This is a genomic window from Bacillus timonensis (assembly GCF_000285535.1).
In the GTDB taxonomy this organism is placed as follows: Bacteria; Bacillota; Bacilli; order Bacillales; family Bacillaceae_L; genus Ferdinandcohnia; species Ferdinandcohnia timonensis.
Genome location: NZ_HE610987.1, coordinates 18,295 through 44,368, shown reverse-complemented (window position 1 = coordinate 44,368; position 26,074 = coordinate 18,295). Strand labels below are relative to the sequence as shown.

Here is a 26,074-nt window from a genome sequence, read left to right as displayed (position 1 = left end):
TAACATCAGCCTCTTTTTTTTTGCGCTAGATAATCTAATCTTTGTCTATTTAATGCCTTTTATAAGATGTTGGTGGGGTTCGATATTTTTATATGAACCATATAAAATGAAAATCTACAGTTGAAACCATTAAAAATTGAAGTGTTATTATAGGAAGAGGTCTAGGAAAAGATGTGATAAAAGCCAATTATCTTTACTGCATTTGCGGCAGAATTGATAGATGGAGAGTAAAACCCCTGTATGTGACTATTTAAGATTAAATTTTCCGTTTATGTAAATAAAAACTGCAATTGTTAATTAGTTTGACTAACAAATGAAAGGCTATATTTTTTAAATAGAATCAACCTTTATTTAGGCTTTCATTAAACGAAATACCGCCAAAAGTGGTACATTAGTCTTAAAAAAATAAAAAATTTGTAGAAAAAAGTCTTGTAAATAAAAACGGTTTCATATATTATAAGTCTATAAAGTTAATTTGTTGGCCGAACAAATTTAATAGATACAAAAATGAAAGCGTTATTTGAAAGCGTATAAAATGAAAGAATGTTTTTATAACTTTTTATGAAAGCGGTTGAACCGCTAGGGAGGTTACTCGATATGGCAACAGTAGCTGTAAATAATGAGCAGTATAACAAAGCAAAGCTTTGGGAAATTGGTTTCTTCGCGCTAAATAATACCGCAACAAACTTATATCTGTTTATCATGGCATTTGTATCCTATTATGCAGCTGGATTTGCAGGAATTTCAGTCGTTGTAGTAAGTACAATTTTAACTTCTATGAGAATTTTTGACGGAATTACAGATCCAATTGTTGGATTTATGGTAGACAAAACGGATGGTAAGTTTGGTAAGTTCCGACCATTTATGATTATAGGAAATATTATCTTAGCTGGTTCGGTATTAGTATTATTCAATGTAACACACTTATTACCTGAATCATTTCGATTACTATTCTTTATTCTAATTTATGCAATCCACATTATTGGTTATACATGTCAAACATCTGTAACAAAAGCAGCACAAACTGTTTTAACGAATGATCCGAAACAACGTCCATTATTTGCAGTGTTTGATGGTGTTTACAACACATTACTTTTCACAGGCGGACAAGTTTATGTTGCTTCATTCTTAGTTAAAAAATATGGTGACTTCACAATGGGCCTATTCACAGAGTTAAATACTCTTGCTATTATCCTTGCTGGTGTATTTACAGTATTGGCTGTAATTGGAATATCAAGTAAGGATAAGAAGGAATTTTTCGGATTAGCAGAAGATACAGTTCAAACAAAATTCCGTGACTTCTGGCCAATACTAAAAAACAACAAACCATTATTAAAATTGATTACAGCTGTAACCGTTGACAAATTAGCGTTCTCCCTATTACGTCACGCAGTAGTAGTTGTTATGTTATTTGGTATCTTAATTGGTGATTATGCATTAAGTGGTACAGTATCAATGATTACCATTGTTCCAACTTTATTAATTACATTCTGGGCAGTAGCAAAAGCAAGAAAAACGGGTATGAAAAAAGCTTTCCTATTCTCAACTTGGATTGCATTAGGAACATTCGTCGTATTAATTGGTATGTTCATGTTTGTTGATGGTTCAACAATTTCTATGAGTAATTTAGGGTTCGCAACAATCTTATTCCTAGTTTTATATACGATGGCAATGGGCTTTGGCGGTGTTCCATCAACTCTTGTAAACCCAATGATTGCTGACGTTTCTGACTATGAAACTAGTAAGTCAGGAAGATATGTACCGGGCATGATTGGAACAATGTTCTCATTCATAGACAAACTAATCACATCCTTAGCACCAGCTATCGTTGGTTTTGCAGTTGCTCTAATCGGATTTAAAGATGCATTCCCAACTGTTACAGATTCATTAACACCAGAACTTAAAGTAGTTACAATTCTCTTAGCATTTGGTATTCCTGCTTTAGCTTTAGTCATCTCTGGTTTAATTATGAGCCGTTATGAACTTGATGATAAGAAAATGGAAGAAATTCAAGCAACAATTGCTGCTAAAAAATCAAAGCATACAACTGAACAAAAAATTGCAAACTAATATTTCGGTTTTATTTGTAACCGTTTAAGTTTAAATTAAGCCCTCTTTGTCTAAGTGGTTCTCACGAAGACAAAGGGGCTTTTTGGTTTTATTTAATTCTAATACTATGTAAAGCTTTCTCATCGATTTTTCTTTGTTCATTCATGTTAATTTCATTATAGAAATCGTACAGTCTTGCAAATGTAGAAGTTTAAAAATTACTTAAATTAATATTTTTCAAAATATATTGACAACTATTTAAGTTGGGTGATAGACTACTTTCATATATAATTTATCCAACCAACTATTTACCAATATTTAGTTGGTTGGGTGAACAAATATTTTTTTTTACAAAATATGAAAGGGTTTACATGCGGGGTGAGGAGGAGTCATGGGTACGAATTAGCTGATTCGAAAATGAGCAAAATGAATGCGTTTTTATAAAGAGGAGGGGAAAAAATGTCTAATAAAACAATAGACAATGGACAGAGTTACCACACGGCAAGGTTATGGCAAATCGGTTTTTTCACACTAAATAATACTTCATCGAATCTTCATTTGTTTGCATTAGGTTTCGTAACTTATTATGCAACAGGAGTAGCTGGTCTTGCAGTTATGTTGGTAAGCACACTTTTAATGGCTGCACGTTTATTTGATGGATTAATTGATCCCGCAATTGGCTATATCATTGATAAAACAGAAGGTAAGTTTGGGAAATTTTCACCGTTAATTGTCGTAGGGAATGTGATTTCGGCAGGTACTATTATCACAATCTACAGTGTAACTCATTTATTACCAGAATCCATGCAGTTTCTTTTCTTTACAGCAATGTTAATTGTCAATAAAATTGGATATTCCCTTCAAACGAGTGTTACAAAAGCAGCACAAACAGTCTTAACAAATGATCCAAAACAACGTCCAATCTTTTCAATATTTGATGGGGTGTTTAATGCAGTAATTTTTACAGGTGGGCAAATTTACGTTTCCTCTTATTTGATAGGGAAATATGGAGGCTTTACTCTACCATTGTTTACCGAATTAAATATTGTTGCACTTATCCTTTCGGCAGTGTTTGCTGCTCTAGCAATCAGAGGAATTTGGTCGAAGGATAAAAAAGAGTACTATGGTTTAGGAGAAGAGACAACGAAAACAACGCTTCGTGAATATTGGGGTGTTATTAAAGGAAATAGACCATTGCAATTGTTATCCATTTCTGCTTCTTTTGATAAGTTGGGAATGTCTATCTTTGGGTATTCGGTAGTTGGGGTAATGTTATTCGGTATCCTGTTAGGGGACTATTCTTTAAGTGGTACTATAGGTCTTATAACATTAGTACCAGGTCTGCTAATTACGTTCCTTGTAGTTATAGTTGCTAGAAAAGTTGGATTGAGAAAATCATATATAATATCATGTTGGATTGCAATACTAGCCTTTACAGGATTGATAGCTCTATTTACATTAATTGATCCAACTTCAATTTCACTTAGCGATATTGGAGTTACGACTGTATTATTCTTAATTTTATATGCAGTGGCAAGAGCGTTTGCAGGTGTACCATCAACGTTTGTTATTCCAATGATTGCTGATGTATCTGACTATGAAACACATAAATCTGGCCGATATGTACCAGGAATGATGGGAACCATTTTCTCATTTATTGACCAACTTGTTTCATCATTAGCTCCGACAATTGTTGGTTTTGTTGTTGGTTTTATTGGTTACAAAGAAAAATTCCCAGAGGTTGGCGAAGCTTTAACTACACCTTTATTCTATACAACATTATTGTTAGCATTTGGACTACCAGCTCTTTGTTTAGTTGTATCTCTTGTCGCAATGAAATTCTATAAGTTAGATGCAAAGAGAATGGAAGAAATCCAAAAGGGCATTTCTGAGAAGAAAAGAAAAGGAAATGGCGATTTTCCACCAACTCCATTTACACCGGATTCAGGGATAGCTAAATAATTGGAAAAAGTAGCCCAGCTTGATGGGCTATTTTTTATTTCCTATAATTCTAGTAGTATCGAGGAGGAGAATATTGCCTCATATAGGAGTAGTAAAATATTATTCTATTAATAGTATTCAAAGTCTATTGACAATAATATGCAATAGGTGATAAAGTTCAATTCATAAAAAGTTTATTAGACCAATAAATTACCAAAAAAATAGTTTGTTTAGCAAACGAATATTTTTTTATTTTATGATGAAAAGGGTTACATGAAAGGGAGGCAGCATTAACAAGTTTTCAATATTACTGTACTGAAATTCTATAACATTAACTAAAATAGAATGGAAGTTATATAAAAAATGATACCTGATTAAAGGGAAAAGGACATGGACACCACCAACATCCATAAGCCTCAATAAGTATTGACAGAAAGGTGTAAATTTATATTGAAAAATTTAACAGGAACGAAACGTATACAACTTGCGCTTATTTTAGGAGCGCTCGGACTTTTAGGTCCATTTACCATTGACACGTATTTGCCATCATTTCCTACTATAGTTGAAGATTATCATACAAATGCATCACTTGTTCAAATTAGTTTGACATCATGCCTTTTAGGACTAGGACTAGGGCAATTAATCATTGGGCCAATGAGTGATGTTCATGGACGACGCAAACCATTGCTTGTTTTTCTAGGTTTATATTTTCTCGCTTCATTAACATGTGCATTTGCTCCCAATATTTATTTCTTTATCACTTCTCGGTTTGTGCAAGGATTTGTGGCAGCCGGAGGGCTTGTGATTTCTCGAGCCATTGTTCGAGACGTTTATAGTGGCAGGGAGCTTACGAAGTTTTTCGCATTGTTAATGTTAGTCGGAAATCTTGGACCAATTGTTGCGCCAATAGCTGGTGGGGGAATCTTGGCATTCGGAGATTGGACCTGGGTGTTTTTCGTTTTGAGCGTTATAGGTCTCGTGTTATTATTAACTATTGTGTGGAAACTAGAAGAAACACTTCCACAAGAGAACCGAGTTCCTAGTAACCTTTCACAAATAGTAAACAATTTCGGAACGCTTTTAAAGGATCGTCAGTTTGCTGGATATACACTGACACAATCATTTATCATCGCAGGAATTTTTGCATACGTATCAGGTATTTCGTTTGTGTATCAAAATATTTACGGTGTATCTCCTCAAGGATTTAGTTTATTATTTGGCGTAAATGGTATTGCTTTAATCATCGGAAGTCAGTCAGTTGGCCGTCTTTCTGATATCATATCTGAAAAAACGTTTTTAAATATTGGTTTGATTATGGCTAATACATCTGCTGCTTTATTACTCGTGGCCATTTTCCTAAAAGCACCGCTATTCTTATTTGCAATTCCAATTTTCTTTTTTGTTTGTTCGATTTCTATCATTTCGACAACATCCTTTTCGTTAGCAATGGAATCTCAAGGTCATATTGCAGGTAGTGCTTCTGCGCTATTGGGGGTTTTGCCATTTTTCTTTGGCTCGTTAACGGCTCCACTTGTCGGCTTAGCAGGTGAGTATTCAGCAGTACCAATGGGGATCATTATCTTTTTAGCAAGCTTTTTTGCATTCTTATCTTATTATGGATTAATCCATAAAGCTACGATACGTGTACAGACTAATAAGGTACGAAAAGAGTTTAAAATATAGAAAACGAAAGGTAGAGGAATCATGGATAAAAAGCTTCCTCCCAATCATGAACATATTGATAATGAAATGATCAAGCTTGAAGTAAACCTTGATAATATGTCCGGCGAATGGTTGGGCTTTTGTATGGATTTATTATTTGAAGCAGGGGCAAATGACGTTTATTATACTCCAATTTATATGAAGAAAAATCGGCCAGCAGTTCTTTTACAGCTACTTTGTTCAAAAAGCAATTTAGACAAAATAAAAGAAATTTTGTTTAGGGAAACAACGACGTTAGGCTTGCGGTATTATCCACTGACCGTTCATCGACTAGAGAGAATTTTTACAGAAGTTATTACAAAATGGGGCAAAGTCACAGTAAAAGAAGGAATTTTCGAGGGAAAATCCGTTCAAAAGTCTCCAGAGTACGAGGATTGCCGCCAGATAGCAGAAAAATATGGAATTCCCCTAAAAAAAGTATATGAAGAGGTTTGGAAAGAGTACCATAAACAGTGAATTACTTGCCTTTTGGCTGTTATTTAAATTTTATGGCCGTTAGCAAACTGTATATGGCTGTTAATTAAGTTTTATGGCTGTTAGTCAATCACTTATGGCTAATCGTTCAATTTGCGACAGAACAACTAAAGTCAATAAATAAAAACCCACTGAAGCCAGTGGGTTTACATATCATTTAATTCCATCTGTATATATTTTTTCGTGTTTGGACCGTATATTCCATCATCTGCAAGAGCAGCATACATCGATTGAAATCTTCGAACGGCATCTTCGGTTAATGGACCATAGCTACCGTCAATCATTTTAGGGTCAAAATTGATATGCTTTAATGCACGTTGAATCATACGAACTTCTTCACCCTTGTCTCCTCGTCCCCAAACTCCATCCGGAAGTGGAAACTCCTCGTGGGTAGAAATATTCTGCTTTATGACTTCTCCAAGCTTTTTCAAAGTGGCTGGTCCTACTAGTCCATCCACAGCTAATCCATATCGTTTTTGGAAGCGCATGACTGCACGCTCGGTTGCAGGACCGAAACTTCCATCGGCACCATAACCAGGCATCGGGAAACCAGCATGAATTAAGTCTTCTTGAATCTCCTTTACAAATGGACCTTTATTACCTCTTCGAATTGGAAGTCGTGTAGATACTCCAGCAACAACAGGCTTAGGTTTGCTGGTTGGAATCCCTTTAAAGTCACGATTATATGACTCCTGTACATCATTTATAAATTCTTCCCAAGATATACCATGTGGGCGCAATGCATTTTGTGGGTCTGATCTTCTTGAAGGGTCTAATGTACTATGTGCAACAATATGTCTTTTCGGATCTAAATTGTATTTGTCACATAAATAAGCATGGTACCAAACGTATCGATTATATGCCTCCTGGAAATTAATCTTCCCACCATGACAAAACTCTACACCAATTGCTGCATCATTTGCATCATCCCCATACATTGCGTTGTCTTTTGTTATATTGTAGCGAACATGCCATGCTTTTTCATTAAGTGGAATTATTTCTAATATATATTTATCATCAATGAAAGTATGGGCAGACGCACTTGGCTGTGATCGATCAAAATAATTTCTATTTCCATAGGCAGTTGAACCAGGATTACCTGTATCATGACTCACAATAAAACGGACCTTTGAAATTTTTTGTCCTGAACGAGAATTTCCAAAACGAATATAATCTCTTGTAATTGAATACTCCATTTCATTCACCTCCATGAATAATGAGTATATGCAATCGATTCATTTTATGCGTTAAACCTATGTAATGTGTCATAAATATGTTGCAGGATAAAAGGGACGAGGGGGGCAAGCAGCCAAAACAATAAACCGAAGGACGGCTGTCCTTCGGTTTTCTCATGCCATGCTTATTTCTTTTTACGTTTTTTCGCTCTAGCATCTGCTGCATTAGAGCGTGCAAGAGCCTCTAAATCGTCTTGGTCAGCAAGTTCACGTGAGAACTCGACATCACGACCATCCGATTTCATGTCTTTCGGGACTTGTGGTAAGTTCCCTTTGTTCTTATCTCGAGTTTTTTGCCCTCTTGATCTTCCCATTATAAACACCATCCCTAAAATAAATGGAGAGGCTGCAAAGCAACCTTCTCAATTATAGGATGACCTTGAAAATCAACTTAATAAGTGGAAGAATTTAATATGTATTTCCTACTTTTTCGTAAATCCTCCGGCTCGATCAGCCATTTTGAATTCCCTAGAATATGTAACCTCCTGCATGCTACTTAATGTGCTTTTTGACTTATTGTCACGCTTTTTTTCTTTTGCCATCGAAGATTCCTCACTTTCTAAGTAATATAGTATTATTTTATCCATCCCAAAAAAATCCAAACAAAAAACCCGTTAAAAAACGGGTTTTCAGAGTGTAGACAAAGTCAGTACTGACTTTGTCTACATGAATTTTTAAGGATATCTAAATTTAAACTCAAGTCCCAGACTGTCTTGAGAGCGCTTGTCAGACAAGGCGCGCAGCTGAGTGAAGACGCGAATAGAAGTTGCCTTCATGAGCGGACGAGCGAGGCAAGCAACGCAGGATGCGAGCGTTTGTCAACAGTCTGAAACCCGTTAAAAAACGGGTTTAACATATATGTGTATTTACGCTTCTTTCAAATGTTCTTCTTCAGCACTACTTACGGCACGTAGAGTATGCATGGTGTATAAATCTTTGGCAACCTCATAGAGATTATAAATATCACCGTTTGCGTTAAGTTGGTCAAGTAAAGATTTTCGAGTTTCATTAGCGAAATTAACATAAGGTAGCTTCTGAACTGCTTTCGTAGAGCGAAGATTTACTTTTTTAACTCTCATAAAAATTGTCTCAATTCCCAGCTCATAAAAGAGTTCTGCAAAAAATGCATCCTTGCCAGCTTGATTATAACCTTTCCCATGATATGGCTTACCAAGCCATGTTCCAAGAAAACCAGCGTTGTCTGCAATATCGTATAGATTAATTGTGCCAATTGGGGAGCCCCATTCATCTAAAATGGTACGTGAAATCAATTCACCTCGCTCTTCTGCCTCAATCGTTTGCTTAGTAATAAATAAAAACTCTTCATAGGAATATGCTTTTTGACGCACAAATGGGAAGACATCCGGGTGCACCATGAGCTCATAAAGAGCTTGACAATCTTGAAGTTCACGTTTTTTTAGCATCAGTTTCCCCTCCAACCTGAGGACAGACCAGACCTGTGGTAAGATCCACCCTCGAAATTTTTTGTATGAATAAAAAATTTCGGGGTGGGAATCGAACCCACTAGAACCAGTGAAACTGGTGGCGCACCATTTGCCTTCCCTAAAGTTAGCCAACTTGAATTAGCCAATTTTAAGTTTGTATTTTATTGTTGTGTTGAGTCTTTTTTTACTTCACTCTAGGTATCATACTCGAATCTTTTGTAAAAATAAATAGGTTTTTTGTGAAATTTTTGTATCAAATTATTGGTAATTTCGACGCTTTTATATGAATCGTGGTGGATTATGTCGATTTTGCCATTAAAATGTGCTTCAACGCTTTCTCAAGTGTTTCATAAGTAAAGGAGAAACCGTGTTCTTGAAGCTTTTTAGGTATTACTTGTTGGCCCTCCAAAACTAAGATGCTCATCTCTCCGAGTAATAGTTTTAGGGCGAAGCCTGGTACTGGGAGCCAATGTGGGCGGTGCATGACTTTTCCAACAACATGTCCAAAAGATTTCATCTGTATTGGATTTGGTGCAGTAAAATTAATTGGCCCACTTACTGATTCATGATGTAAAAGAAAATCTATCCCTTTCACAACATCATCAATATGAATCCATGATAGCCACTGTGTACCTGAACCAATCGTTCCGCCAATGAAAAAACGATAAGGAAGAACAATACGAGTGAGGGCACCCCCATCATTACCCAGGACAACACCAAGTCGTAAAAAACAAGTCCGAACCCCAAAGTCATTGACTTTCCTTGCTTCCTTCTCCCAAGCAGCCACTGTTCTTGCTAAAAAGTCATCTCCTACTACCGTAGAATCTTCCGTAAAGGTTTTGACCTCTGAAGTTCCATATATCCCGATTGCACTTGCATTTAGCAAGATTGCCGGCTTAGCAGGCAATGAAGTAATTATGCGGACAAGTTCTTTTGTTGTAATCAATCGACTTTCCATAATTTGTTTTTTTCGAGATTCCGTCCATCTACCACTATTCAACGACTCACCTGCAAGATTAACAAAAGCGTCTATTTCCGGTAGTTGGTTTTCAGGGGCACTAGTTGCTGACAACCATTCTACATAGTGTAGATTTGGATGTTGACTTGGTTGTGGTGTTGCGTTTCTTGTTAAAACAAATACTTCATGACGTTGATCTAAAAGATATTCCGTAAGCTTTTTCCCGACAAAGCCAGTTCCGCCAGCAATCACGATTTTCATTCAGTTCTTCCTTTCCATGTCTTTTCCTACATAATTCAATAAGTTTTTCATATATCCTTTTAATTTAGTGAAAACCAGAAACTTGTAAAGTGGTGGGAGACGGATTTATTCATCATGTGCTACTATAAAAGGGAGGTGTAATTCAAATGGCAATTATAGCGAAAATCACAACTCAAAAGAAAAATGTAGAACGATATAATATATTTCTTGATTACGGCAAGGGCGAGGAATATGCGTTTAGTGTCGATCAGGACATCCTCATTTCCTTTCAGTTAAAAAAGGGGATGGAGCTGGATGAGCTAGATATTTCTGAAATCCAGTTTGAAGATGAAGTGAAAAAGGCCTTTAATTTGGCATTAAATTTTTTATCTTATCGAATGCGTTCGACGAAAGAAATTATTGATTACCTTAAGAAAAAAGAAGTGGATGACCCGATAATACCGGATGTGATTCATAAGCTTTCCGAATATAAATATATTAATGACGAAGAATTTGCGAAGGCATATGTCCGAACTCAAATCAATACTACTACAAAGGGTCCTGAAGTTATTAAACAAGAGCTTTTTGAAAAAGGGATTAATAAAGACATAGTAACGAAAAGTCTTACGCTTTTTACAATGGACAAGCAGATAGAAAAAGCCATTAAGCTTATTTTAAAAACAATTCCAAAGAACAGCAAAACGTCAGAGCGGCAAATAAAACAGAAGCTCGAGCAAACCCTCATACGAAAAGGTTTTGCATGGGATGTAATCCAAATTGCCATGGACGAGGCAACAATAGAGAAGGACACGGATGAAGAGTGGGTAGCGCTTCAACATCATGGAATGAAAGCCCATCGAAAATATGAAAAATTAGATGGATGGGATTATGAACAAAAAATGAAGCAAGCCCTTTTTCGAAAAGGATTCGATTTAGACATGATTGAAAAATTCATCAACTACATAAAGGATGGCGAGAGTTAATATGCAAGAAAAACGATATAGCCAAATGACAGAATTTGAATTAAGACAAGAAATCGCTAGCTTAAAGGAACAAGCTCGAAAAGCGGAACAACTTGGGATTGTAAATGAGCTGGCTGTACTAGAACGAAAAGCAGCGATGGCAAAGGCATATCTACTTAATCCAAAGGATTTTCACTCAGGTGAATCATATGAAATTGATGGCGACCCTGGAAGCTATTTTAAAATCAACTACATTAATGGGGTATTTGCTTGGGGACATCGTGTAGGGCAAGAGAACAAAGAAGAGGCATTACCAATTTCACTACTTCTTAAATAAAAACCAGAGAAAATTCTCTGGTTTTTATTCTGTCTAGATAACCTGTTCTTTTTTAAGATTGTTTTCTTGTTTGATGCTCTAAAATAATGAGGTTTTGTGTACGTCTTGTTTCTCCATTTACTTGTGCCCAAGCATGTTTCGGATTCGCCCATGCTTGTTGGAACGGATTTGAATATTCGTTTTTCTTATATCCTTTTTTACCCATTACACGCACCTCCAAGTTTTAGTCGATTCGATTTTTTTGGTTCGTGTTTAGATTTAAAAATCGTGTCGTTCACTTGAAGCCTTCATTCGTTCCTGTGGATGTGTGTTAATGGAACCATCTGCTCTTGTTGAGGCGTATTCAGCTTTTGCTCTAGGTTCACCCTGAAACTTATTACGATTCTGGTTTGGAAATCCTCGTTTTTTGTTCCGCATGCGAATACCTCCTATTAAAAAGCGTGGACATCGTGTAAAAAGGGATTACATGCCTTTAAACACGTATTACTAGTATGGAGTTCTTGGATTCATTTCATGTAAAATGGGCATCGTGAATTAATGGTAAAGATAATCAAACATGGTGCATTTGGATTAAAAAAAGCCCCATAACAAACATTGTTATGGAGAGAAAATGGTTTAACTTGGAATAAGCTCAAGTTTTTTACGTAATTTTTCTTCACTAAAAATCCAACCGGTATAGGAAGTAATAATGGTTAAATCAAGGTCTAACTGTACTACTGCGATAAATGGATAATGACCTTTACTTCGATAACGGAGATCAATAAAACGAACTTCGTAATAGTCATCATATTCATCGATTTCCCAACGGTAAACTGGGGAGAAGTGCAGAAACGCAGCTAAGTTTTTGTCCTTTTTTGCAGCATTGATAACAGGTGTATCAGGTATCGGGCGCTTTACAAATTGATCGTGTATAATTATTTCAGTGTTTTTGGCGCGTGCGACATAAAAGTATGTTTCAGTCACGACAGCAATATGCCATTGATTGAAGCGATAGGTTGGAGAAATGATGATCTCTGTGATTTTCTCGTCGATTTTATCACGAACCGCTGCTTCGACCTTGTTCCGCATGCGAAACCTAATGATATAATAGACCAAAAGGATAGCATAGACTGAAAAAAAAGTAACGCCTGCATGTAAGCCAAGCTTCCACACAATTATTCCTGCTAAGTGAAGTAAGAAAATGAATGGGTCAAATGTATTGATGACACCTAATGCCACCCATTTATGAGAAAAAGGTCGTAATGCTTGTGTTCCATATGCGTTAAAAATATCAACAAACACATGGAGAATGACCCCGATAAAGGTCCACATCCACAGATGAAAAAGATTAGCTTCTGGATAAAACAATAACAGGGCTCCTGTTATTAAAATTGGCCAGAGTAATACAGCCGGAATAGAGTGTGTAATTCCTCGGTGATTTTTTATATAATGAGCATTATTTCGTAATTTGAGGATGGTATCAAGGTCTGGCGCCTGTGAACCAATCAGTGTTCCAAAGATAACAGCGTGAGTGGTAGCGGGATTCACTGTAACGACAGGGTCAAGTGTGGCAATACCACCCAATGCAAGACCCATAACAATATGTGTTCCTGTATCCAAAAATGAGACCTCCTTCACTTTATATGTCTAGCTCAGCGCCTAGCCCATCAATCCGTCAAGAAGGTCAAATAGCGACTTTTTCGCCAACTTGTCTTGTGCTTTTCAGGGCTGGTCAAGGCGCGTACGCTTTTATACGTATCTAAGATTAATGTAACCAACAAACATCATTTAGATAAATTATTTTAATAATAACACCTTGGGAGAGGGAATGGTAATAGGAAATGAAAATATTGGACGATTTTTTGATAAATGAATTTCAAAAAGATTTAATTGACTGGTTCGAACAAGAGCAAAGAGACCTTCCGTGGAGGCAGGACCAGGATCCTTATAAAGTGTGGGTTTCGGAAATTATGCTTCAGCAAACAAGAGTTGACACGGTAATCCCTTACTTTGAGAATTTCGTTTCTAAATTTCCAACAATTGAAGACCTTGCTAAAGCGGAGGAAGATAAGGTACTGAAAGCATGGGAAGGTTTGGGGTATTATTCTCGTGTAAGAAACCTTCATGCAGCAGTAAAAGAAGTGGCTGAAAAATATGATGGCAAGGTTCCAGATACAGTTGATGAAATTTCGAGTCTGAAAGGTGTTGGCCCTTATACTACCGGAGCTATCCTAAGTATCGCATATGGAGTACCAGAGCCAGCGGTGGACGGAAATGTAATGCGGGTACTTTCACGAATTTTATCTGTTTGGGATGATATTGCTAAACCAAAAACTCGCCAGATTTTTGAAGCCATTGTCAGAGAAATTATTTCTAAGGAAAACCCTTCTGCATTTAATCAGGCATTAATGGAATTAGGTGCATTAATTTGTGTTCCTGGAAACCCAGCCTGTCTATTATGTCCTGTTCGGGAACATTGCAGAGCTTTTGCTGAGGGTGTTCAAAAAGAACTTCCGGTAAAAAACAAGAAAAAAGCGCCAACAGCTGTTTCAATGGCCGCGGTAGTTCTACAGAATGAGAACGGTCAATTTTTAATTCATAAACGACCTGAAAAAGGTCTTTTGGCAAACTTGTGGGAGTTTCCAAACCACGAAACCATTTTAAACATTCAAACTCCTAAAGAACAGCTTGGAGACTTTTTGAAAAATGAATATAAGGTGGAAGCAAAGATTGGACAAGCGTTTACAACCATACAGCATGTGTTTTCCCATTTGATTTGGAATATAACCGTTTTTGAAGGGAAAATAGTGAATACTATCCAAGAAACGGACAATCTAAAACTTGTTCATTTAGAGGAATTGGATGAGTACACATTCCCGGTTTCCCATCAAAAAATACGAAAAAGCTTTCTCTTACAATGAGAAAGCTCTTTGTTTACCAAAAAAGATTAATCGTACGATAATCTAATATCACTTGTATAGTCATTGTTACGGTAAAAACCGCCTCTGGCTTCAATTTCTTGGACGATTTCATTATGAAGGGACCTACCCTCCGCATTCAAATATGGAACAATTTGTTGGAAAGAATGGTGGAAAAAAGCAAGCTCGCTTTCCTTCCATTCATTTTTTGGGAGCATTGATAAATGAGTCATGTCACGACCAGAATACATCTTCAATTACCCTCCTTTTTATTGGATGCCCAAAAATGACCAGCTTTATAAGCATACACATTTAGTTACTTTGTTCAATTAATAAGATTATCCAAACGATGAAAAATTATCCTATGATTTAATAAATTTAATTAAAATTATTTGGGATATTACATTCGTATCTGGGACAAATTAATGGTCGTGGAGGTGATTACAATGGCTAAACAACCAAACAAAACTTCAGCTGGAACTAACGTACAACAAGTAAGACAACAAAACGCTCAATCTCAAGGTGCTGGTCAATTCGGTACTGAGTTTGCTAGCGAAACAAATGCTCAAGAAGTAAGACGTCAAAACCAACAGTCACAGTCTAACAAAGGCCAAGGCTAACATAAACACGTTACTTAATTACTTAACTAGAAAAAACACTTCCTTGTTCGATAAGGAAGTGTTTTTTCACGTTTATCCAGTCCACCACTATGGAAGATGAAGACCATTCCAACCAGTAACCCTATCCGATAAGTCTTTCATAACCTAGATAAAGTATTTTGTGAAGGCACTTGCTTCTTTTATTTGACAAAACCTCCTATATTACTACATACAAAGACAAAGGAAATTGAGTCTATTTACAGAAATATTAGGTTATAACAGTAATGATTCTTCATAGACATTTAGGAGGAAAAGCATTATGAGCAATTTTAATGACCTTGTTGGTGAACAGCTAAAAACAATGGACAAGTTACTTTTCATTCAATCCGAAATTGAAAGATGTCAAGAAATCGAAACGCAAATTTTAGAATTACAAAAAGAAACAGAGCTTAAAACAATACAAGAAGAAATTCGACGAATGCATGAGGAGTTAGCACAAATCCATGAATTATTCCAGCAACAAACCGAAGAAGTCATCCGATCCTATCAGGAGAAAATCCATCAAACGGTTTAAGGAATGAGAGAGTCATCGAAAAATAACGATGGCTCTTTTGTTTTAAAAAATCCGACTTACCGTTATAATAATAGAAAAAGGTTTTTCTTTGGATTTATACTTACGATATGGGAGGACGGTATAAACCCTATCGAGAGAAGCACAAATTCTATATTTTTCTTGTAAGAATATAGAAAAGTATAAAACAAAGCTGCCCAATAGTGAAAGTAGGGAGAGAGAATGGGTATTCCCATGGAAGGAGATAAAATACAAATCCATAGTTATAAACATAATGGTCATATTCACCGTGTTTGGGAAGAAACGAGAGTGCTTAAAGGCACACAAAGTCTTGTAATTGGCGGAAATGATCGTACTACTGTGACGGAATCTGATGGTAGGACCTGGATTACACGTGAACCAGCTATATGTTATTTTCATGCGCGACATTGGTTTAATATTATCGGAATGATACGTGAGGACGGGGTGTATTATTATTGCAATATCAGTTCACCTTTCATTTCGGATGATGAAGCGTTGAAATATATTGACTATGATTTGGATATCAAAGTATTTCCGGATATGACATTTATTTTATTAGACGAGGATGAGTATGAAAAACATCGTCGCGAAATGAATTATCCTGATGTAATTGATAAGATTTTAAAAAATAATGTAGACAAGCTAATCCAATGGATACGTGGTCGAAAAGGTCCGTTTGCACCAGACTTTATCGATACCTGGTATGAGCGTTATTTAACTTATCGAAGTTAACATTATTAAGCAAAATCCCCAACTTCTGCTTAATAATATTAAGCCTCCGGCGGAGACATGCGATTTTCAAAGGAAACTTTTCGAGCCATGGGATCTAAGACTAAGAGCGCCACGTCCTGATGTCTTCGTCTTTGTGACCCACCTCGTGTGGGCATAAAAAATCTGGGCGCATGTGATTAAGCAAACCTGTTGAAACTAGCAACAGGTTTTCAAATTTTATAAACTTAATTGTTTATAGCTTTATACATAGTACTACAACTAGAAAGAGGGTCAGGGTTTGGGGAGTACTAGACGTTATATGAAATTTGTGAAGCCGTACCGGTTTCAAATCCTTATTACCATTATCATTGGTATTATTAAATTTACAATTCCGATGCTCACTCCACTATTACTAAAGTATGTGTTGGATGATGTAATCGCTGCAGATCTTACGCAGGACGAAAAACTATCGAAACTTTTCCTTGCAATGGGAATCATGTTCTTTATCTTCATTGTTTTAAGACCACCTGTTGAGTATTACCGTCAATATTATGCACAATGGGTCGGCAGTAAGATCCTATACGATATCCGTGATCAGCTTTTTGATCATATTCAAAAGCTTAGTCTTAGGTATTACGCGAATACTAGAGCGGGTGAAGTTATTTCAAGGGTTATTCATGATGTAGAACAGACGAAAACATTTGTAATTACCGGATTAATGAATTTATGGCTGGACCTTTTTACCATTGTTATTGCAATTGGCATTATGTTGACACTAGATATTCCTTTAACAATTGTATCTATCATTTTGTTCCCACTCTATGGATTTTCGATTAAGTATTTTTACGGGAGACTTCGTCATCTTACAAGAGCAAGATCACAGGCATTGGCAGAGGTACAAGGCTACCTTCATGAACGTGTTCAAGGGATTCCGGTTATCCGAAGCTTTGCTATAGAAGATCATGAACAAAAGCTTTTTGATAAACAAAACAGCAATTTCTTAACGAAGGCAATAGACCATACCAGTTGGAATGCAAAAACATTTGCAGTCGTTAATACGATTACGGATATCGCTCCATTGCTAGTAATTGGGTTTGCAGGCTATCAAGTCATTCAAGGAAATTTAACTGTCGGTACTCTAGTAGCTTTTGTCGCTTATATTGACCGACTTTATAACCCGTTAAGAAGACTTGTTAACTCATCGACTACATTGACTCAGGCACTTGCTTCAATGGATCGTGTGTTTGAATTTATCGATGAAAAATATGATATTGTCGACGGGCCGGATGCTGTTGAATGTAAGAATGTATCCGGAAGTATGAGCTTTGAAAATGTTTCATTCTCGTATGGAGATGACGATAACCAAATCGTATTAAGGGATATCAACCTTGAAATAAAAAATGGAGAGACCGTTGCATTAGTTGGAATGAGTGGTGGAGGTAAGTCTACGCTTGTAAGCTTAATACCGAGGTTCTATGATGTAACGGAAGGAAGAATTCTATTAGATGGGACCGATATTCGTTCCTATAAGGTAAGAAGTCTACGTGATAAAATTGGTATGGTCCATCAGGACACTTTTTTATTTAGTGAATCTGTAAAGCATAATATTTTACTTGGAAAGCCAGGAGCTACTGACGAAGAAATAATCGAAGCAGCAAAAGCTGCGAATGCTCATGAATTTATTGAAAATCTCCCACAGGGGTATGATACAAAAGTTGGAGAGAGAGGCGTAAAACTTTCAGGTGGACAAAAACAACGGATAGCCATTGCACGTGTATTTTTAAAAAATCCACCATTATTGATTTGGGACGAAGCGACTTCAGCATTGGATCTTGAAAGTGAGCACCTCATCCAAGAATCGTTAGAGGAACTCGCTAAGAATCGAACTACATTTATCGTTGCACATCGATTATCGACTATTACACATGCAGATAAAATTGTTCTGATTGAACATGGGGAAATTGTTGAAATCGGTACACATGCTGAATTAATGAGTGAAAAAGGACATTATTTTAACCTTTTCCAAGTTCAACAACTTGATAATTAACTAATTCAGTTAAGGTGCCCTTTCCGGGCTGAACTTCCTGCTAAAGACGTGAGATATTCAAATCAGTAAAGCCATAAGACAAGGCATATTTAAGTGATAGGATCAAGACATGGAAACAAAATTCCGTGTCTTTTTTTGTAAATTTCTTTTTAAAGAGGTTGAAAGTTCAAAACCATATAATGAAGTCAATAATATAGCTGAAAAACAAATTGTTTTGGAATAAGGAAATGAAAGTAGTAGACCAATTTAAAAAATTCCTAACCTTTTTGGTAATTTTATACTATAATAAATATTAAATAAATTAGCACTATATTTAATTAATAGGTAATTAAATTCCTCCTTCTCCGATATAGGAGAGGGGGGATTTTGCTTAAATATATATCTCGAGTATCGAAATAAATGTAGATTCCCTTAGGATTATCTGCTAGTCTTATGACTTTATCCCATATTATCATCAATAGTACACTAGTTAGAGCGGATAATTCTGAATTTATACTAGCAAGCTATGCAATCGCTATGAGTTTATTTGGTATTACAGAACGTTTGGGAAATTTGCTTCGGCAAACTTGCTCTTCACTTGTAAGGGATAGAACTTCGTATCAGTTAATATTACGTTTTTCCTTTTACTTAATATTCGGATTAATGCTGATTGCCATTGGTGTTGCATATACACCAGTTGGGGATTTTATTTTCTCAAAAATCTTTGGGGCCAAAGTGAACATGGTGGATGAAATTAAGGAAATTTACCAGGTCCTTATTTTTGTTACAATTTTCTCCGCATCACGTTGTGTAGCCCAAGGAGTTATTATATATAACCGACAAACTAAATGGTTAACGATAGGAATGGTCATAAGGATTGCTGCTATGTATTTATTGTCCTTATACTTCATTCAGAGTGATCAGATTACCGGAACAACTGGTGCGATTATTTTCTTATTAGGCATGATGATTGAGTGTTTAATCAGCATCATTGAAGCAAGGAAATTGGTTCGTAAAATGCCTGAGAAGCATGAGGAACAGCAAGTAGAATCGAAGACAAGTATATTTAAGTTTTATAGTCCACTGATGTTTTCATCAGTAATTGTCGTAATGATTGGGCCTGCAATCAATGTTTCTTTAGGGAAAACAGATGATATTGAGCTCGCCATTGCAAGTTATGCAATTGCCATGAGCGTGACCCAATTGGTACTAAGTTTTTTTATGTTTATCCACCAAATTGTCATCAATTTTTATGGGGAACATAACGCGATTGTGAAAAAGTTTTTACTTGTAATTGGATTTATCCCTTTTATTCTGATTGCGATATTATCATATACTCCACTTGGCGGACTCTTTTTTGAGCATGTGCTTGGGGTTGAGGGCAGGTTATTGGATGCAAGCGTCCAAGTATTAAAAGTCACAATGCTAATGGCGCTTGTGTTTCCATTTGTAGATTTCTATAACGGATTATTAATGTACTATAAACAAACAAAAATTACGATTTTTTCTCAGTCTGCAAACCTAATCGTTACGTTAATTGCCTTAGTTATCGGCGTAAATTTTGCTTCTCAATGGAACGGGATAATTGGCGGAATAGGTATCTCACTTGGACTTTTAGCTGAATTAATTGTGGTAAGCAGATTCATTTATGCCATAGAACGTAAAGAAGGGAAAGCAACGATGTTTCCGTTCAAAAGACTATCAACAGTAGAAAAGAATCACTAGTCTCTAAAGATGGTGAAAAACCTTTCTTATGAAACTGATATAACAAACTAAAGTAATGTGTATGTAGTATTAAGTATAAATGATCAGATATACATTAAAATTGGACCGGGCTAAGCCCGGTTTTTTTTATCTTCTGATTCGGCAAATTTCAACCATTACTGCCTTTTTTGTTATTTCCAGGGAAATGGTGTCGAAAAATAGTAGAAAACGTCTTTGATACTCGAATCCTTTTTTTACGTAGTTGTAATAATTAAGACAACTTATTAATAAAACTTCTTGTAAAGGCAGGTGTGAAAGATGGCGGAAAAGATAATTGAGGTAAAGGGTCTTCGTACCTCGTTTTTTACGGATGAAGGAGAAATACCAGCTGTTGATCATGTTAATTTTTATATAAAAGAAGGCGAGATCCTCGGAGTAGTTGGAGAATCAGGTTGCGGAAAGAGTGTCACATCGTTATCGATTATGGGACTAGTTCCTTCTCCACCAGGAAAAATTGTCGATGGTGAAATTGTGTTTAATGGTGAAAATATCGCCAAATTCTCTGAAAAAAAAATGCGTCAAATCCGTGGAAATGATATTGCAATGATATTTCAGGAGCCCATGACATCTCTAAATCCTTTACTTACAATTGGAAATCAAATGATAGAGGGAATAAAGATACATATGAAATGGGATAAGAAAAAATCACGTGCTAGGGCAATTGAAGTCATGAAACGGGTAGGCCTCCCACGAGCGGAAGAGTTAATGGACGAATACCCGCATCAACTATCAGGAGGCATGCGTCAAAGAGTAATGATTGCAATGGCAATGGCTTGCAATCCAAAGCTATTAATCGCCGATGAGCCTACAACTGCATTAGACGTTACAATTCAATCACAAATTTTAAAGTTGATGAAGAAATTGAACGCCGAATTGAATACTGCCATCATGCTAATTACACATGATTTAGGTGTTGTTGCACAAATTTGTGAACGAGTAGTTGTCATGTATGCCGGAAAAATTGTAGAAGAAGGCGCAGTCTCATCCATTTTTAAAAATCCAAAGCATCCATATACGAAAGGATTATTAAAATCAGTTCCTGATATCCGTAATAAAAATGAACGACTTTATTCAATTCCTGGGAATGTTCCAAGACCAGGGTCGATTAAGAATGGGTGCCGATTTGCTGAACGGTGCGAATTTGCCTTTGACCGCTGCTTCTCAGATACCCCTGAACTATACGAAGTTGACGATAAGGGCCATCGTGTTCGCTGTTTTTTACAAAGTAAAGAGGAGGAAAGTAATCATGATACAGCCTTTACTTCAAGTTCGTAATTTAAAAAAATATTTTCCAATTAAGGGTGGCATGTTTGGAAAGAAGATAGGAGACGTAAAGGCGGTTGATGGACTATCCTTTTTTGTGAATAAGGGCGAAACACTTGGAATTGTTGGAGAAAGTGGGTGTGGAAAGTCCACTACAGGAAGACTTATTTTACGGCTTTTGGAACCTACTGAAGGTCAGGTTCTATTTGATAACAAGGACGTTACAAAACTATCAATGTCAGAAATGAGGAAGCTTAGACGTGAAATGCAGATTATTTTTCAAGATCCATATGCTTCCCTTAATCCAAGACATACAGTTGAAAGAATACTAGAGGAACCCCTTATTGTCCATGGAATTGGCGATAAAAAAGAACGAATCCGTAAAGTGAAAGAAATGCTAGAGGTTGTCGGTTTAAGTAGTTATCATGCAAAACGATATCCGCACCAATTTAGTGGAGGACAGCGTCAACGGATTGGTATTGCAAAGGCATTAATGACCAATCCATCTCTTATCATTGCCGATGAACCAGTTTCTGCCCTCGATGTATCGATTCAATCACAGGTGCTGAATCTGATGGAGGATTTACAAAAGAAATATGGCCTGACCTACATATTTATTGCACATGATTTAGGGGTAGTACGGCATATAAGTGATAGAGTGGGCGTTATGTATTTAGGAAGAATCATAGAATTGACAGATAGCGAGAAACTTTACAATAAGCCTTTGCATCCATATACAAAAGCATTACTAGAAGCAGTGCCGATTCCTGATCCAGATTATAAAAATGAATCGGTTGAGATTACCGGTGAAATCCCTAGCCCGTCAAATCCACCTACAGGATGTGCGTTCCATACAAGATGTGGTAGCTGTATGGAAATCTGTAAGACAACACGCCCAGTATTTAAAGAGGTAGAAGATGGTCATTATGTTGCTTGTCATCTCTATTAGAGGAAGTTCAAAAAGTCCGGTTTATCCCTTTTTAACAACCAGTAGAATGACTTGCAGCATTCATGATAAAAAAATGCATATAAGGGGGAATTTCTTTGTTTAAAAGGAAAGGCGTCATACTCTCACTTTTATTCCTTCTTCTATTATCGACAGCATTGGTTGGCTGTAGTGGAGGAAGTAAAGAAGGAAATGAAAGTTCAAACGAGGGGGGAAATTCAAAAGAAGAAACACCAACAGCTGAAGTACAAAATGAACTTGTATTCGGACGTGGAGGGGACTCTGTAACGTTAGATCCAATCACAACAACTGAAGGAGAAACATTTAAAGTTACAAAAAACATTTTTGATACATTATTAAACTATGGTGATCAAGATACAACATTGCAACCTGGATTAGCGACGGAATGGACACCTTCTGAAGATGGCCTTCAGTACACGCTTAAACTTCGTGAAGGTGTGAAATTCCATGACGGTACTGATTTTAATGCAGAGGCTGTTGTAGCTAACTTTGAACGTTGGATGAATGGGGATGCTGAACAATTCCCTTATTATACAATGTTTGGCGGATTCAAAGGGGACGAAGGGCACGTCATTAAAGAGGTAAAAGCTGTCGATGAGTTAACTGTACAATTTACATTAAATCGTCCACAAGCTCCATTCTTGAAAAACCTTGCGATGTCTCCATTTGCTATTGCAAGCCCAGCAGCAATTGAGAAGTATGGGGATGATTTAAGTAAAAATCCTGTTGGAACTGGTCCATTCAAATTTGTAGAGTGGAAGGAGAACGACCGAATTGTCCTTGAAAAGAATCCTGATTATTGGATGGAAGGATATCCGAAGTTAGAAAAGGTCATTTTCAGATCCATCCCAGAAAACTCTGCACGCCTAAATGCGTTGCTTGCGGGTGAAATCGATTTAATGGATGGTGTGAATCCATCGGACCTTGATCAGATTAAAGGAAATCCTGACCTTCAAACATTCGAGCGTCCTTCAATGAACATTGGATATTTAGGATTTACAGTCACTAGAGAGCCGTTTGATAACAAGCTCGTTCGTCAAGCACTTAACCATGCTATCGATAAAGAAGGAATCATTGCTGCATTCTACGGTGGACTTGCTGAGCCTGCAAAAAATCCACTTCCACCTGCATTAGAAGGCTACAATGATGAGATTGACCCATATCCATATGACCTGAAAAAAGCGAAGGAATTACTAGCAGAAGCTGGCTATCCTGATGGATTTGAAATGGAACTTTGGGCAATGCCTGTTCCACGTCCATATATGCCAGATGGAATGAAGGTCGCAGAAGTCCTTCAATCAAGCTTCGCTGAGATTGGAGTAAAAGCAGAAATTAAGTCGGTTGACTGGGGGACGTATTTAGAGCAAGCCGCAAAAGGTGATTTTGATGCCTTCATGCTAGGATGGACAGGGGACAATGGGGATCCGGATAACTTTATTTATACATTATTAGATAAAGATGCAATCGGAAGTAACAATTACTCCCGATATAGCAATGACGAACTCCATGATATTTTAATTGAAGCCCAAACAATTACTGATCAAGCAGAACGCAATGCCTTGTACAAAAAAGCACAAGAAATTATCCATGAAGATGCACCATGGGCACCACTTGTACACTCAACACCACTACTCGCTGGTAAGAAAAACATTACGAATTTCTTACCACACCCAACTGGTTCTGATCATTTAACAAAGGTTGAATTCAAATAGTAGTTTAACTTTATTCAGCAGAAGTCTTCTCCTTCTATAAGTGGTGGGCTGAATGTAAATAGATTTTATAATTTAGTAGGGAGTTCAAATTAAGACTGAATAAAGTTAAAGCCTCCGGCGGATGCCACGATTTTTCAAAGGTAATTTTTCGATCAAGTCGAAAAAAATCGGGCAACAAACACGCCAAGGCGCATTTGATTCTTGTTAAAAGGGGAGTCTTCATTCATAGCCTCCCCTTTACTGTCTAAACAAAAGGGGTGATAACCTTGTTCGCATATACGCTACGAAGAATTGGAATGGTTATTCCTGTGTTAATCGGCATGACACTCGTTGTTTTTTCGATTATTCACTTAATTCCGGGAAATCCGGCACAAATCATTCTTGGCCAGCGCGCTACTGAGGAATCCATTGCCGCACTCACAACGAAACTGGGTCTCGACCAACCCCTATACATTCAATACTACGAGTATATTAAAGGGTTGTTGACTGGAGATTTAGGGGAATCAATCCGAACTAAGACACCAATAAGTGAAGAAATTTGGCCATACCTAGCAGCAACAATCGAGCTAACCATTGTTGCGATGATTATTGCAATTGTAATCGGAGTTAACGCAGGCATCATTAGCGCTTGGTTTCAAAATTCATGGTTTGATTACATTGCAATGGTTCTTGCATTAATTGGTGTATCGATGCCAATTTTTTGGCTAGGATTAATGGAGCAATGGGCGTTTGCGATTCAACTTGATCTACTTCCAACAACAGGTAGAGAAAATGTGCGTGATCCTGTTGATTCGGTTACTAGTCTTTACTTAATAGATACACTTATGAACGGAAGAACCGACCAATTTGTAACCGTGTTAAAACATTTGATTCTCCCAAGTATTGCGCTAGCAACCATTCCAATGGCAATAATCGCACGTATTACACGTTCGAGTATGCTTGAAGTAATGCGTTCAGATTTCGTACGAACAGCGCGTGCAAAGGGAGTAAAAATGTTTTGGGTCGTGTACAAGCACTCCCTGAAAAATGCGATTATCCCTGTTTTAACGGTCATTGGTTTACAAACTGGTCTCTTGCTTGGAGGAGCCATCCTAACGGAAACCATTTTTGGTTGGCCAGGAATCGGGAGATATATTTATGAAGCAATTAATTACCGAGATTATCCAGTCATTCAGTCAGGTATTTTAGTGGTCGCCACCTTCTTTGTTTTTATTAATTTAATCGTAGACCTTTTATATGCGGTCATCGATCCGCGAATTAAATACCGTTAAAAAAGGAAGGGGTGAGATAATGGCTGAGTTAGCACAAACGGATGCAACGTTAAAAAACAGCGATGGGGCTGTGTCACCATGGAAGGAAGCGTGGCGAAGCTTTCGAAAAAATAAGTTAGCATTAGTTGGAACTTGTATTGTTTTTCTTTTTATTCTACTAGCAATTTTTGCACCGCTCATCGCCCCTCAAGGGATTGATGAAAAAAATTTAGCAAATAGACTTCAACCGCCTTCAGCTGACCACTGGCTTGGAACAGATGATTTTGGGAGAGATATTTTATCAAGAATCATTTATGGGGCACGTATTTCCTTACGGGTTGGTTTCTTTGCAGTTTTGGGTTCAGCGATAGTTGGAAGTCTGCTTGGAATCCTAGCAGGATATTACGGTAGATGGGTAGACAACCTAATCAGTCGCATATTTGATATTTTACTCGCTTTCCCAAGTATTTTACTAGCCCTTGCAATTGTTGCGATTTTGGGGCCATCACTAAGAAATGCCTTGATTGCAATTGCAATTATCAATGTACCAAATTTCGGAAGGCTAATTCGTTCGAGGGTGTTAAGTGTAAAGGAAGAGGAATATATAACCGCAGCAAAGGCTGTTGGGATGAAGGATCGTAGAATTTTATTTCATCATATACTACCAAATAGTATGGCGCCAATTATTGTCCAGGCATCATTGGCGATTGCGACAGCAATAATTGAGGCGGCTGCACTTGGTTTTTTAGGAATGGGTGCCCAACCTCCAAATCCAGAATGGGGAAAAATGTTAGCCGATTCAAAAAATTATTTAACACAGGCACCATGGACAATGATTTTTCCAGGAATTGCAATTATGTTAGCAGTGCTTGGATTTAATTTAATGGGGGACGGCTTGCGGGATGCATTAGATCCAAAAATGAAACAATA

At 37.0% G+C, this 26,074-nt stretch carries 25 protein-coding genes and 2 pseudogenes; 17 read left to right on the top strand and 10 right to left on the bottom strand.

Going from position 1 to position 26,074, the window contains the following annotated elements; genetic code table 11:
• The first annotated feature begins 597 nt into the window (after positions 1 to 597).
• The 4 genes from BTHG_RS14680 to larC2 all read left to right on the top strand — a co-directional run bounded on the left by BTHG_RS14680 (position 598) and on the right by larC2 (position 6,168).
• Positions 598 to 2,070, top strand: coding sequence for an MFS transporter (locus BTHG_RS14680; RefSeq protein WP_010677488.1), 1,473 nt, complete (start codon positions 598 to 600; stop codon positions 2,068 to 2,070).
• A gap of 438 nt (positions 2,071 to 2,508) precedes the next feature.
• Positions 2,509 to 4,011, top strand: a complete 1,503-nt coding sequence (locus tag BTHG_RS14675; RefSeq protein WP_010677487.1) for an MFS transporter — start codon at positions 2,509 to 2,511, stop codon at positions 4,009 to 4,011.
• A gap of 429 nt (positions 4,012 to 4,440) precedes the next feature.
• A complete protein-coding gene (locus BTHG_RS14670) occupies positions 4,441 to 5,673 on the top strand; it encodes a multidrug effflux MFS transporter (RefSeq protein ID WP_010677486.1) in 1,233 nt (410 codons plus the stop codon).
• Positions 5,674 to 5,694: 21 nt separating this feature from the next.
• Positions 5,695 to 6,168 carry a nickel pincer cofactor biosynthesis protein LarC2 gene (gene larC2, locus BTHG_RS14665; RefSeq protein ID WP_010677485.1) on the top strand — a complete coding sequence of 158 codons (474 nt, stop codon included), beginning with the start codon at positions 5,695 to 5,697 and terminating at the stop codon, positions 6,166 to 6,168.
• A 164-nt stretch (positions 6,169 to 6,332) separates the two neighbouring features.
• Here larC2 and BTHG_RS27690 read toward each other — a convergent pair whose 3' ends face one another.
• The 6 genes and pseudogenes from BTHG_RS27690 to BTHG_RS14640 form a co-directional block, all read right to left on the bottom strand.
• On the bottom strand, positions 6,333 to 6,797 hold the full coding sequence (locus tag BTHG_RS27690) for a peptidoglycan-binding domain-containing protein (protein WP_269719508.1): 465 nt from the start codon (positions 6,795 to 6,797) through the stop codon (positions 6,333 to 6,335).
• Positions 6,798 to 6,869: 72 nt separating this feature from the next.
• Positions 6,870 to 7,382, bottom strand: a pseudogene (locus BTHG_RS27430) (peptidoglycan recognition protein family protein); the annotation flags it as partial.
• Positions 7,383 to 7,546: 164 nt separating this feature from the next.
• On the bottom strand, positions 7,547 to 7,735 hold the full coding sequence (locus BTHG_RS14655; protein ID WP_010677483.1) for a YfhD family protein: 189 nt from the start codon (positions 7,733 to 7,735) through the stop codon (positions 7,547 to 7,549).
• A gap of 108 nt (positions 7,736 to 7,843) precedes the next feature.
• On the bottom strand, positions 7,844 to 7,963 hold the full coding sequence (locus BTHG_RS26310) for a YfhE family protein (protein WP_010677482.1): 120 nt from the start codon (positions 7,961 to 7,963) through the stop codon (positions 7,844 to 7,846).
• 324 nt (positions 7,964 to 8,287) lie between these two features.
• Positions 8,288 to 8,845, bottom strand: coding sequence for a GNAT family N-acetyltransferase (locus BTHG_RS14645; protein WP_010677481.1), 558 nt, complete (start codon positions 8,843 to 8,845; stop codon positions 8,288 to 8,290).
• 319 nt (positions 8,846 to 9,164) lie between these two features.
• Complete coding sequence (locus BTHG_RS14640) at positions 9,165 to 10,085, bottom strand: TIGR01777 family oxidoreductase (protein ID WP_010677480.1); 921 nt, start codon at positions 10,083 to 10,085, stop codon at positions 9,165 to 9,167.
• A gap of 146 nt (positions 10,086 to 10,231) precedes the next feature.
• On the opposite strand from BTHG_RS14640, the gene recX reads away from it, so the two are divergent.
• Positions 10,232 to 11,047: a recombination regulator RecX gene (gene recX / locus BTHG_RS14635; protein WP_010677479.1), complete on the top strand. Its 816-nt coding sequence runs from the start codon at positions 10,232 to 10,234 to the stop codon at positions 11,045 to 11,047.
• 1 nt (position 11,048) lies between these two features.
• The gene (locus tag BTHG_RS14630; RefSeq protein WP_010677478.1) at positions 11,049 to 11,363 is read left to right on the top strand and encodes a YfhH family protein; all 315 of its coding nucleotides are present in this window, start codon (positions 11,049 to 11,051) and stop codon (positions 11,361 to 11,363) included.
• Between the two features lie 52 nt (positions 11,364 to 11,415).
• On the opposite strand, the gene BTHG_RS26305 is transcribed toward BTHG_RS14630, so the two are convergent.
• From BTHG_RS26305 to BTHG_RS14615, 3 genes are all read right to left on the bottom strand, one after another.
• The gene (locus BTHG_RS26305; protein ID WP_010677477.1) at positions 11,416 to 11,568 is read right to left on the bottom strand and encodes a YpzG family protein; all 153 of its coding nucleotides are present in this window, start codon (positions 11,566 to 11,568) and stop codon (positions 11,416 to 11,418) included.
• 53 nt (positions 11,569 to 11,621) lie between these two features.
• Positions 11,622 to 11,780 (bottom strand): small, acid-soluble spore protein K, encoded by a 159-nt coding sequence (locus BTHG_RS14620; RefSeq protein ID WP_010677476.1) that lies wholly within the window; start codon positions 11,778 to 11,780, stop codon positions 11,622 to 11,624.
• A 198-nt stretch (positions 11,781 to 11,978) separates the two neighbouring features.
• The gene (locus BTHG_RS14615) at positions 11,979 to 12,962 is read right to left on the bottom strand and encodes a metal-dependent hydrolase (RefSeq protein ID WP_010677475.1); all 984 of its coding nucleotides are present in this window, start codon (positions 12,960 to 12,962) and stop codon (positions 11,979 to 11,981) included.
• Between the two features lie 221 nt (positions 12,963 to 13,183).
• On the opposite strand from BTHG_RS14615, the gene mutY reads away from it, so the two are divergent.
• Positions 13,184 to 14,263: an A/G-specific adenine glycosylase gene (gene mutY, locus BTHG_RS14610; protein ID WP_026021831.1), complete on the top strand. Its 1,080-nt coding sequence runs from the start codon at positions 13,184 to 13,186 to the stop codon at positions 14,261 to 14,263.
• 26 nt (positions 14,264 to 14,289) lie between these two features.
• Here the strand turns inward: mutY and BTHG_RS14605 are convergent, their stop codons facing one another.
• A complete protein-coding gene (locus BTHG_RS14605) occupies positions 14,290 to 14,511 on the bottom strand; it encodes a hypothetical protein (RefSeq protein WP_010677473.1) in 222 nt (73 codons plus the stop codon).
• Positions 14,512 to 14,706: 195 nt separating this feature from the next.
• On the opposite strand from BTHG_RS14605, the pseudogene BTHG_RS14600 reads away from it, so the two are divergent.
• From BTHG_RS14600 to nikC, 10 genes and pseudogenes are all read left to right on the top strand, one after another.
• Positions 14,707 to 14,874: pseudogene (locus BTHG_RS14600) on the top strand (gamma-type small acid-soluble spore protein); the annotation flags it as partial.
• A 304-nt stretch (positions 14,875 to 15,178) separates the two neighbouring features.
• Complete coding sequence (locus BTHG_RS14595; RefSeq protein WP_010677471.1) at positions 15,179 to 15,433, top strand: YgaB family protein; 255 nt, start codon at positions 15,179 to 15,181, stop codon at positions 15,431 to 15,433.
• 219 nt (positions 15,434 to 15,652) lie between these two features.
• Positions 15,653 to 16,183, top strand: a complete 531-nt coding sequence (gene ntdP / locus BTHG_RS14590; RefSeq protein ID WP_010677470.1) for a nucleoside tri-diphosphate phosphatase — start codon at positions 15,653 to 15,655, stop codon at positions 16,181 to 16,183.
• Between the two features lie 277 nt (positions 16,184 to 16,460).
• Positions 16,461 to 18,209, top strand: coding sequence for an ABC transporter ATP-binding protein (locus BTHG_RS14585; RefSeq protein WP_010677469.1), 1,749 nt, complete (start codon positions 16,461 to 16,463; stop codon positions 18,207 to 18,209).
• Positions 18,210 to 18,641: 432 nt separating this feature from the next.
• The gene (locus BTHG_RS25060; RefSeq protein WP_010677468.1) at positions 18,642 to 19,913 is read left to right on the top strand and encodes a hypothetical protein; all 1,272 of its coding nucleotides are present in this window, start codon (positions 18,642 to 18,644) and stop codon (positions 19,911 to 19,913) included.
• Positions 19,914 to 20,210: 297 nt separating this feature from the next.
• On the top strand, positions 20,211 to 21,227 hold the full coding sequence (locus BTHG_RS14570) for an ABC transporter ATP-binding protein (RefSeq protein ID WP_010677467.1): 1,017 nt from the start codon (positions 20,211 to 20,213) through the stop codon (positions 21,225 to 21,227).
• Positions 21,199 to 22,164, top strand: a complete 966-nt coding sequence (locus tag BTHG_RS14565) for an ABC transporter ATP-binding protein (RefSeq protein ID WP_010677466.1) — start codon at positions 21,199 to 21,201, stop codon at positions 22,162 to 22,164. The genes BTHG_RS14570 and BTHG_RS14565 overlap by 29 nt, the downstream gene beginning before the upstream one ends.
• Positions 22,165 to 22,259: 95 nt before the next feature.
• Positions 22,260 to 23,894, top strand: a complete 1,635-nt coding sequence (locus BTHG_RS14560; protein ID WP_010677465.1) for an ABC transporter substrate-binding protein — start codon at positions 22,260 to 22,262, stop codon at positions 23,892 to 23,894.
• Between the two features lie 266 nt (positions 23,895 to 24,160).
• Complete coding sequence (locus BTHG_RS14555; RefSeq protein WP_010677464.1) at positions 24,161 to 25,165, top strand: ABC transporter permease; 1,005 nt, start codon at positions 24,161 to 24,163, stop codon at positions 25,163 to 25,165.
• A 19-nt stretch (positions 25,166 to 25,184) separates the two neighbouring features.
• A partial coding sequence (gene nikC / locus BTHG_RS25055; protein WP_010677463.1) for a nickel transporter permease occupies positions 25,185 to 26,074 on the top strand: 890 nt, incomplete at its 3' end.

Excerpts from the sequence above, each read along its gene's own strand:
- BTHG_RS14680 (WP_010677488.1), top strand. The coding sequence starts at position 598 with ATGGCAACAGTAGCTGTAAATAATGAGCAGTATAACAAAGCAAAGCTT.
- BTHG_RS14675 (WP_010677487.1), top strand. The coding sequence starts at position 2,509 with ATGTCTAATAAAACAATAGACAATGGACAGAGTTACCACACGGCAAGG.
- larC2 (WP_010677485.1), top strand. The coding sequence starts at position 5,695 with ATGGATAAAAAGCTTCCTCCCAATCATGAACATATTGATAATGAAATG.
- BTHG_RS14655 (WP_010677483.1), bottom strand. The coding sequence starts at position 7,735 with ATGGGAAGATCAAGAGGGCAAAAAACTCGAGATAAGAACAAAGGGAAC.
- BTHG_RS26310 (WP_010677482.1), bottom strand. The coding sequence starts at position 7,963 with ATGGCAAAAGAAAAAAAGCGTGACAATAAGTCAAAAAGCACATTAAGT.
- BTHG_RS14645 (WP_010677481.1), bottom strand. The coding sequence starts at position 8,845 with ATGCTAAAAAAACGTGAACTTCAAGATTGTCAAGCTCTTTATGAGCTC.
- BTHG_RS14640 (WP_010677480.1), bottom strand. The coding sequence starts at position 10,085 with ATGAAAATCGTGATTGCTGGCGGAACTGGCTTTGTCGGGAAAAAGCTT.
- recX (WP_010677479.1), top strand. The coding sequence starts at position 10,232 with ATGGCAATTATAGCGAAAATCACAACTCAAAAGAAAAATGTAGAACGA.
- BTHG_RS14630 (WP_010677478.1), top strand. The coding sequence starts at position 11,049 with ATGCAAGAAAAACGATATAGCCAAATGACAGAATTTGAATTAAGACAA.
- BTHG_RS26305 (WP_010677477.1), bottom strand. The coding sequence starts at position 11,568 with ATGGGTAAAAAAGGATATAAGAAAAACGAATATTCAAATCCGTTCCAA.
- BTHG_RS14620 (WP_010677476.1), bottom strand. The coding sequence starts at position 11,780 with ATGCGGAACAAAAAACGAGGATTTCCAAACCAGAATCGTAATAAGTTT.
- mutY (WP_026021831.1), top strand. The coding sequence starts at position 13,184 with ATGAAAATATTGGACGATTTTTTGATAAATGAATTTCAAAAAGATTTA.
- BTHG_RS14605 (WP_010677473.1), bottom strand. The coding sequence starts at position 14,511 with ATGTATTCTGGTCGTGACATGACTCATTTATCAATGCTCCCAAAAAAT.
- BTHG_RS14595 (WP_010677471.1), top strand. The coding sequence starts at position 15,179 with ATGAGCAATTTTAATGACCTTGTTGGTGAACAGCTAAAAACAATGGAC.
- ntdP (WP_010677470.1), top strand. The coding sequence starts at position 15,653 with ATGGGTATTCCCATGGAAGGAGATAAAATACAAATCCATAGTTATAAA.
- BTHG_RS25060 (WP_010677468.1), top strand. The coding sequence starts at position 18,642 with ATGACTTTATCCCATATTATCATCAATAGTACACTAGTTAGAGCGGAT.
- BTHG_RS14570 (WP_010677467.1), top strand. The coding sequence starts at position 20,211 with ATGGCGGAAAAGATAATTGAGGTAAAGGGTCTTCGTACCTCGTTTTTT.
- BTHG_RS14565 (WP_010677466.1), top strand. The coding sequence starts at position 21,199 with ATGATACAGCCTTTACTTCAAGTTCGTAATTTAAAAAAATATTTTCCA.